The 7938-nt window shown below is 70.6% G+C and carries 10 protein-coding genes; 9 read left to right on the top strand and 1 reads right to left on the bottom strand.

The window, feature by feature from the left end:
• The 6 genes from VM938_00640 to VM938_00615 form a co-directional block, all read left to right on the top strand.
• The coding region (locus tag VM938_00640; GenBank protein ID HVF73524.1) for a DNA-directed RNA polymerase subunit alpha C-terminal domain-containing protein at nucleotides 1–320 on the top strand (320 nt) is incomplete at its 5' end.
• A 5-nt stretch (nucleotides 321–325) separates the two neighbouring features.
• Nucleotides 326–679 carry a 50S ribosomal protein L17 gene (gene rplQ, locus VM938_00635; GenBank protein HVF73523.1) on the top strand — a complete coding sequence of 118 codons (354 nt, stop codon included), beginning with the start codon at nucleotides 326–328 and terminating at the stop codon, nucleotides 677–679.
• A gap of 59 nt (nucleotides 680–738) precedes the next feature.
• Complete coding sequence (gene truA / locus VM938_00630) at nucleotides 739–1482, top strand: tRNA pseudouridine(38-40) synthase TruA (GenBank protein ID HVF73522.1); 744 nt, start codon at nucleotides 739–741, stop codon at nucleotides 1480–1482.
• A gap of 727 nt (nucleotides 1483–2209) precedes the next feature.
• The gene (locus VM938_00625) at nucleotides 2210–2992 is read left to right on the top strand and encodes a DUF1385 domain-containing protein (GenBank protein HVF73521.1); all 783 of its coding nucleotides are present in this window, start codon (nucleotides 2210–2212) and stop codon (nucleotides 2990–2992) included.
• A 47-nt stretch (nucleotides 2993–3039) separates the two neighbouring features.
• Nucleotides 3040–3189 carry a hypothetical protein gene (locus tag VM938_00620; GenBank protein ID HVF73520.1) on the top strand — a complete coding sequence of 50 codons (150 nt, stop codon included), beginning with the start codon at nucleotides 3040–3042 and terminating at the stop codon, nucleotides 3187–3189.
• A 74-nt stretch (nucleotides 3190–3263) separates the two neighbouring features.
• Nucleotides 3264–4478 (top strand): hypothetical protein, encoded by a 1215-nt coding sequence (locus VM938_00615; GenBank protein HVF73519.1) that lies wholly within the window; start codon nucleotides 3264–3266, stop codon nucleotides 4476–4478.
• 7 nt (nucleotides 4479–4485) lie between these two features.
• On the opposite strand, the gene ilvA is transcribed toward VM938_00615, so the two are convergent.
• The gene (gene ilvA, locus VM938_00610; protein ID HVF73518.1) at nucleotides 4486–5679 is read right to left on the bottom strand and encodes a threonine ammonia-lyase; all 1194 of its coding nucleotides are present in this window, start codon (nucleotides 5677–5679) and stop codon (nucleotides 4486–4488) included.
• Nucleotides 5680–5750: 71 nt separating this feature from the next.
• On the opposite strand from ilvA, the gene rplM reads away from it, so the two are divergent.
• From rplM to glmM, 3 genes are read left to right on the top strand one after another with little or no spacing between them, the layout of a single operon-like run.
• Nucleotides 5751–6206: a 50S ribosomal protein L13 gene (rplM, locus tag VM938_00605; GenBank protein HVF73517.1), complete on the top strand. Its 456-nt coding sequence runs from the start codon at nucleotides 5751–5753 to the stop codon at nucleotides 6204–6206.
• Nucleotides 6207–6214: 8 nt separating this feature from the next.
• Nucleotides 6215–6607, top strand: coding sequence for a 30S ribosomal protein S9 (rpsI, locus tag VM938_00600; protein ID HVF73516.1), 393 nt, complete (start codon nucleotides 6215–6217; stop codon nucleotides 6605–6607).
• Entirely contained in the window at nucleotides 6607–7929 is a 1323-nt protein-coding gene (gene glmM, locus VM938_00595) for a phosphoglucosamine mutase (protein ID HVF73515.1), read from the top strand. Before rpsI ends, glmM begins: the two co-directional genes overlap by 1 nt.
• Nucleotides 7930–7938 lie beyond the last annotated feature (9 nt).

Genomic DNA, 7938 nt, shown 5'->3' with positions numbered 1-7938 from the left:
CGCTGGCCTCGGCCGGCGACACGCTGCGGTCGCTGATCGCGCTCGTCGCCGACATGAGCGACGAGCCCCAGGGCCTCGAGCTCGGCGAGCTGCAGGTCCCCTCGGCCGGCTCGCCCGACCTCGAGCTGCCCATCGAGGACCTCGACCTGTCCGAGCGCCCCCGCAACTGCCTCAAGCGAGCCCAGGTCAACACCGTGGGCGAACTCGTCGAGCGCACCGAAGATGATCTTCTCGCCATCACCAACTTCGGCCAGAAGTCGCTCGACGAGGTCATCCAGAAGCTCGACGAGCGCGGCCTCTCGCTGCGCACGAAGGAGTAACAGCGATGCTGGGCACCCCGAAGAAGGGGCGGCGGTTCGGAGGCGGCGCCGCCCACCAGAAGGCGATGATGGGCAACCTGGTCGCCTCGTTGATCGCGGCCGAGGCCCTGGTCACCACCGAGGCCAAGGCCAAGGCCCTGCGCCCCGTGGTCGAGAAGGTCGTCACCAAGGCCAAGAAGGGTGGCGTCCATCGCCACCGCAACGTGGTGGCCTTCATCCGTGACAAGGACATGGCCCACAAGCTGTTCGAGGAGATCGGGCCCCGCTACGTCGACCGGCCCGGTGGCTACACCCGCATCCTCAAGCTCGGTCCGCGCCACGGCGACAACGCCCCCATGGCGCGCATCGAATTTGTGTGAGCCTCTTCGACCCTGAAGAAGTAGCAGTCGAGACGCCAGCGGCCCCGAGCGGGCCGCTGGTGCGCGTCCGGCTCCTGGTGGCCTACGACGGCCGCCGCTTCAAGGGCTTTGCCCCCAACCGCCAGGTGCGCACGGTGGCGGGGGTACTCACCGAGGCGCTGGAGAAGTGGCTGGGCCACCCCGTGGTGCTGACCTGCGCGGGGCGCACCGACAGCGGCGTGCACGCCTGGGGCCAGGTGGTCCACTTCGACACCTCGGTGACCGACCTCGACGTCGGCGCACTACAGCGTTCGCTGTTGAAGATGCTGGCCCCCGAGGTCGTGGTGCGCGAGGTCGGGGTGGTCGACTCGACGTTCGACGCCCGCCGCACCGCCGTCGGCCGCCGCTACCGCTACACGGTGCTGAACCGGTCGGTCCCCGACCCGTTCCTGGCGGGCCTGGCCTGGCACGTCGAGGAAGCGCTCGACGTGCGCGCCATGCAGTTGGCGTGCGACCCGCTCATCGGCGAGCACGACTTCTCGTCGTTCTGCCGCCGCCCGCCGGTCGAGGGGGCGTCGATGACCCGGCGGGTGCGCCGAGCCGAGTGGAAGGACCTCGGCGACGGGCTGCTCCGCTTCGACATCGAGGCATCGGCGTTCTGCCACCAGATGGTGCGTTCGCTGGTGGGCACGCTGGTGGCGGTGGGCAGGGGCAAGAAGCGGGCGGGCGACATGGCGTGGATCCTGCGTTCGGGCGACCGCCAGTTGGCGGGCCAGCCTGCGCCGCCCGACGGCCTCGTGCTGTGGGAGGTGCTGTACCCCTGACCCGCCCCTGAGCCGAAACTTGCGTACGCAAGTTCGAGGTCGGTACCGGGGGCCGTAGGCGCGGCGGCATGGCGCGCTTCCGGCCGACGTGGGGCCTGCTTGGCGGGCGGCGCGCTGCTGATTGCCGCCGTGCTCGTCTTCCTCGTGTCCAGGTTCCGACGCGGTGGCCTACCGACGAGCGCCTGCCTGCGGGGCGGTCAGCGCCTCGGGCTGCGTACGGACGGAGCCGGTTGTGATCCTGGAGCGCCACGGGCGCCGCGTGGGCTATTTCGTCGTGGGCCCAGAGCCTTCGATCGAGCCGCGTGGGCTCGCTTGGGTCCAGCGCGGAGCACAGCTCGGCGTCGGTACATCGACGACGGTCGAGGTCCATGAGAGCCTTGTCACCAAGGTGGTAAGCGCAGTGACCGAAAGCAGCCCGCTCGTCCTGGAGTCGTTGGGCGTGGCGATGGCGCTGGCCAATGCCACTCTGGGGCTTGTGTTGGTGGTGGCGTCGGTGATGGCGCACCGCCACGGACGCTGGGTACACACCGCGGGCGGACCTGGGCGTCGATCGTTTTCTGGCGACGCCCGGCGCCCAGATCGGGACGTTCCCAGCCGACGGTATCTACGACGCCGGCGCCGTGTGCACGCGGTGGTTCCTGGGGGCGGTGGCCGGCGGAATAGTCGGCCTTGCCTTGTACCTTTGGCAAGGGCTCAGGGCGGGCGCACAGCAGTCGATGAGGTAGGCATGGCACTGAAGGTGGGCGGGCAGGCGCTGGTCGACGGCGTCCTCATGCGCACGGACCGGGCGTGGGCCATCGCCCGGGCCGACGGGTCGATCGAAGTGGGCGAGCTGGTCGAGCGCGGCCGCCTGGGCGGCGTGCCCGGGCTCCGCGTGCTCTCGGGCATCGTGGGCGGGTTCCGCCTCGCCTTCGCCCGGCCCGGCAGGCGTCGCACCGACCGCAAGCTGCTGTGGGCGCTGCTGGGCATCGAAGCCGTGGTGGTCGGCGTCGGCGCCGTGCTGGGCGACGTGGCTGCGCCGATGTGGGCCGGCTTGCTGATGTCGTTCTCTACGTTGGTGGCCCTGCGGCTGGCCACGCCCCGGGCGCTGTGGCGCTACCACGGCGCCGAGCACAAGGCCGTGGCCGCCCACGAGGCGGGCATCGACGTCGACGACGTGGGCGCCGTGCTCCGGTGCTCGCGGGTGCACAACCGCTGCGGCACCAACCTCGTGTTCGTGATGCTGCTGCTTGGCGTACTCCTGCTCGATGTGCCGATGGTGCTGCAACTGCCCGCCTTCGCCGGACTGTTGGCCGTCTGCGCCGAGTTGGTGACGCTGGCTGCCGGGCGGCCGACGGCGATGCTGAGCCGGGTGACCCTCGCCGGGGGGCGGGCCATCCAGCGCTGGATCACCACCTCGGAGCCCACCGCCGCCGAGCAGGCCGTCGGCTGCCAGGCCCTGCTGGCCGCCCTGGCCGAGCACGCCCGCCTCACCGCTGCTCCGGCCGAACCCCTGCTCGTCGCCGCCTGAGCCGGAAGTTGGGGGCAACTTCAGTCCACAAGCGTCCGGAGGCTCCGATGGACACGCTCCTGCTCGCCGACAACCACCCCACCGGCGCCGGCCTGGCCGTCGTCGGCGTGATCCTGCTCGTCATGCTGCTGGCGGTCTTGGCCGTCGCCTTCTTGGCCGCCCGGTTCGTGATCCGCAAGGTGCGCGACCGCCCCTGAGCGCAGCCAATGCCGACACGAATGGCGAAGCCGGACGTAGTCCCATGTGGAAGTAGACCGGGGAGGCAGGGCTCATGGCGCGTCGCGCGATCGCATCACTCGTACTGGGGCTGTCGTTGTTGGCGACGTTGCACGTGCCCAGCGCCCAGGCGGTCACAGCCGTCAACTTGGTAGGCACGCTCGACCGCGTCAACACCGACGCCTTGTTCGCCTTCGGCAGCATCATCGACCCCGCCACATCGTTCCCTGGCAATCCCTATGCGGCCACGGCGGGCACCTTGCTGCCGCTCCCGGCAGCCGGGCAGCTCTGGCAGGTCTACCCACACGTCGACGACAGTCCCAACACCGCAGTCCTCGTGCGCGATGACGCCACCCTGACGACCGTCGCATCGTTCACCATCGCCGAACGGCTTCGTCGAGGCGGGCGCGCGGCATGGGGCGGAGAGTGGATGCACGCGGTCGACGGGGGTACCCGGGTCTTCCTCGTGGGCGATACGTCGATCGTCTCGGTCGACCTGGCGACCTTCGCGGTGACGACCGTGGCCAATGCCGACATCGTCGACGGCTTCCAGGCAATCGGGCTGGCCGGCATCACCTACGACGGCGCCGTCAACGCCCTCTATGCCTTGCATTCGGGTGTTCCTTCACTTGCCGCCGGGCATGCGGTGAGCCTCATCCGCCGTATCGATCTGATGACCGGCGCCAGCATCCACCGCGTGGTCCGGTCGTGTCGAGGCTTCCCGGCCGTCGACTCCTCGCTGACGATGGCCGCTTCCTTGCTCGTGGGGGCATCCGACCTTTACTTGGCCTGTAACGGCGTCAACGGTGGCATGATCTCGCCGCCCGACCAAGCCGTAGTGCGGCTGCCTTTGGCCACTGCCTTCGATCCCGCCGGGGCCGAGCAAGCAGTAACTGGGACCGGGCCGCTCGAGGGCGCCATCGTCGATCAGTCGTCGGGTCGAATGTTCTTGGCCGGCGCCGACGGAAGGCTGTCGGCTTTCGACACCGCGCCCATGGCCTATGCCTGGTCGATCCCCGTGGCCACCAGTGCCGTCTACGGCATCGGACGGAACGCGGCAACCGGTGAGATCTACTTCCAGTCGTCTCTGGGCTTCGGTGTGCTCGACGGCACGTCGCCGACCGCGCCCACGCCCTTCGTGCTGACCTCGGCCGCCGGCCCCGGGCAGGAGCGCATCGTGAGTCAGCCCGGCACGGACCGGGCATTCGTGCTGCCCGACTGGTCGACTTGGAAGCCTGCGGCGTACACAATCTACGAGATCGTGCCCTAGCCGGACGTCAACGCACCAGGTCGACGGTGAAGCCGGCGGTGCGCAGCATGCCAACCACTTCCTCGCGGTGCTCGGGGTCGCGGGTCTCGACCGTCAGCAGCACCTCCACCTCGTCGAGCCCGACGGCCACGCCGGCCCGGTGGTGCTCGACCTCCAGCACGTTGAGCCCGAGCTTGGCCACCGCCGAGGTGAGCGAGGCGAGCGCTCCGGGCCGGTCGTTCACCACCACCCGCAGTATCAGGTAGCGCCCGGCGGCCGACAGGCCGTGGTCGATGAGCTTGATCAAGAGCAACGGGTCGACGTTGCCGCCCGACAGCACGGCCAGCGCAGGCCCGGTGCCCGGGATCTTCCCGGCCAGGATGGCGGCCAGCCCGGCGGCGCCTGCCGGTTCCACCACGGCCTTGGCCCGCTCCAACAGGAGCAGCAGGGCGTGGCTGATCTCCTCCTCAGTGACGGTGACCACGTCGTCGACGAAGGCCCGGATGTGGGCCAGCGTGAGGTCGGACGGGGACTTCACGGCAATGCCGTCGGCCATGGTCGCCACCCCGTCGAGGCTGACGCAGTGGCCGGCGTCCATCGACGCCCGTACCGAGGCGGCCCCGTCGGCTTCCACCCCGATGACACGCACCGCCCGCCGGGTGTGCGCCAGCGCAGCGGCGATGCCGGAGATGAGCCCGCCCCCGCCCACCGGCACCACCACGACCTCGGCCTCGGGCGCCTCCTCGGCCACCTCCAGCCCGATGGTGCCCTGGCCTGCGATCACCGCAGGGTCGTCGAAGGGCGGCACGTAGACGGCGCCCGTCTCCTCGGCGAAGGCCACCGCCGCGGCGATGCAGTCGTCGACCACCCCTCCCACGAAGCGCACCTCGGCCCCGTAGGAGCGGGTGGCCTCCACCTTGGGCAGCGGCGCCTGCACCGGCATGAAGATGGTGGAGCGCCGCCCGGTGAGCGCGGCAGCCAGCGCCACGCCTTGGGCGTGGTTGCCCGCCGAGGCCGCCACCACCTCGCAGTCGCCCAGTGTGGCGATGCGGTTGTAGGCCCCCCGGATCTTGAACGAACCGGTGCGCTGGAGGTGCTCCGCCTTGAGCAGCACGGCCCGCCCGGCCAGCCGGGAGAGCGAGTCGGACCGGTCGACCGGGGTGGGACGAAGCACCGGCGCCACCCGGGCGCGGGCCTCCTGGACTTCGGGCAGGCCGATCATCGGTGGCGAGGCTAACCCCCGTACCGCTATCCTTGACCTCCGGCCTGCACGAAGCAGAAGGAAGTCCACCCGTGCGTACGTTCTCCCCGAAGCCCACTGACATCCAGCGCGCCTGGCACGTCGTCGATGCCGACGGCTTGGTGCTCGGGCGCCTGGCGTCCGAGGTGGCCCGCGTCCTGCGCGGAAAGCACAAGCCCATCTTCGCACCGCACGTCGACACCGGCGACCACGTGATCGTGGTCAACGCCGCCAACATCGTCATGACGGCGGGCAAGGCGGAGAAGAAGATCGCCTACCGCCACTCCGGCTACCCCGGCGGCCTGCGCAAGCAGACCTACACCCAGCTCCTCGCCACCAAGCCCGAAGAGGCGATCCGCAAGGCCGTCAAGGGCATGCTTCCCAAGGGCCCGCTCGGCCGCCAGATGCTGAAGAAGCTGAAGGTGTACGCCGGTCCCACCCATCCGCACTCCGCGCAGGGCCCGCAGCCGCTCGACCTGAGCGCCGTCGCTGGCCGCCGCGCCTCGTAAGGAACGACATGCCCAAGCCGCTCATCCAGTCCACCGGCCGTCGCAAGCGTGCCGTCGCCCGTGTCCGCATCCGGGCAGGCGCCGGCGTGATCACCGTGAACAAGCGGCCGATCGCCGACTACTTCCCGTCGGCCACCCACCAGATGCTCATCACCGAGCCGCTGCGGGTGACCAACACCGCCGACGTCTACGACATCGACGTGACCATGGACGGCGGCGGCGTGTCGGGCCAGGCGGGCGCCCTGCGCCTCGGCATCGCCCGGGCCTTGGTCGAGCTCGACCCCGAGCAGCGCACGGCGCTGAAGCGGGCGGGCTTCCTCACCCGCGACGCTCGGGAGAAGGAAAGCAAGAAGTACGGCCTCAAGAAGGCCCGCAAGGCGCCGCAGTACTCCAAGCGGTAGTGCTGCGCTTCGGCACCGACGGCATACGCGGTGTCGCCAACGTCGAGCTGACGCCTGAACTGGTTCTCGCCCTGGGCCGCGCCGCGGCCCGGGTGCTCGGCGGCGACACATTCGCAGTGGGCCGCGACACCCGTTGCTCCTCGGAGATGCTCCAGGCCGCCCTGTCGGCGGGGCTGACTGCCGAAGGGATCGAGCAGGTCGTCGACCTCGGTGTGGTCCCCACTCCCGGCGTCGCCCACATGGCGGCCGCCCACGAGTGGGCGGGGGCCATGATCTCGGCTTCGCACAACCCGTGGACCGACAACGGGGTGAAGTTCTTCAACGTGGGCGGGCGCAAGCTCACCGACGAGCAGGAGGAACGGCTGGAGGCAGAGCTCGACGCCGCCGCCCGCTCCACGACGGCCAACGTCGGCGAGATCTACAAGCCGATCCGGGGTGCACAGCAGTACGTCGACCACCTCCTGGAGGTGTTGGAGGGCCGCTCGCTCAAGGGCCTGTCCGTGGTGCTCGACTGCGCCAACGGGGCGGCGTCCGACGTGGCCGCCGAGGTGTTCTCCCGGCTGGGCGCAACGGTTCGCTCGATCGCCTTCCTCCCCGACGGCACCAACATCAACGAAGGCTGCGGGTCGACCCACCCCGAGACACTGCAGGCGGCTGTGGTGGAGCACGAGGCCGACCTGGGGCTGGCCTTCGACGGCGACGCCGACCGGGTGCTGGCCGTCGACCACCGGGGCCGCCTGGTCGACGGCGACCACCTCATCGCCCTGTGCGCCCTCGACCTGCAGGAACGGGGACGGCTCAAGGACGACACCGTCGTCGTCACCGTCATGACCAACTTGGGCTTCCGCCTGGCCATGGCCGAGCGCGGCATCCGGGTGCACGAGACGCAGGTGGGCGACCGCTACGTGCTCGAAGCCCTCGACGCCAACGGCTGGTCGCTGGGCGGCGAGCAGTCGGGCCACGTGATCTTCCGCGACCTGGCCACCACCGGCGACGGCATCCTCACCGGCTTGCAGGTGGCCGACCTGGTGCTGCGATCGGGCCGCCGCCTGGCCGAGTTGGCCGACGCGGCGATGACCCGGCTGCCCCAAGTCCTGCGCAACGTGCGGGTGGCCGATCGCGACGGCTTGGCGCTGGCGCACGAGCTCTGGGACGAGGTGGCCGAGGTCGAGGCCGAGCTGGGCGATCACGGGCGGGTGCTGCTGCGGCCCAGCGGTACCGAGCCGGTGGTGCGGGTCATGGTCGAGGCGCCGACGGCGGAGCAGGCGGAGGCGGCGGCACGCCGGCTGTCCGACGCCGTGGCTCGCGCCTGCGGTGCGTAGCCTGGTCCC

The sequence above is a fragment of the Acidimicrobiales bacterium genome (assembly GCA_035536915.1).
GTDB lineage: Bacteria > Actinomycetota > Acidimicrobiia > Acidimicrobiales > JAHWLA01 > JAHWLA01.
Note: the sequence above shows the minus strand (reverse complement) of the source record. Positions and strands in the feature narration are given on the sequence as shown.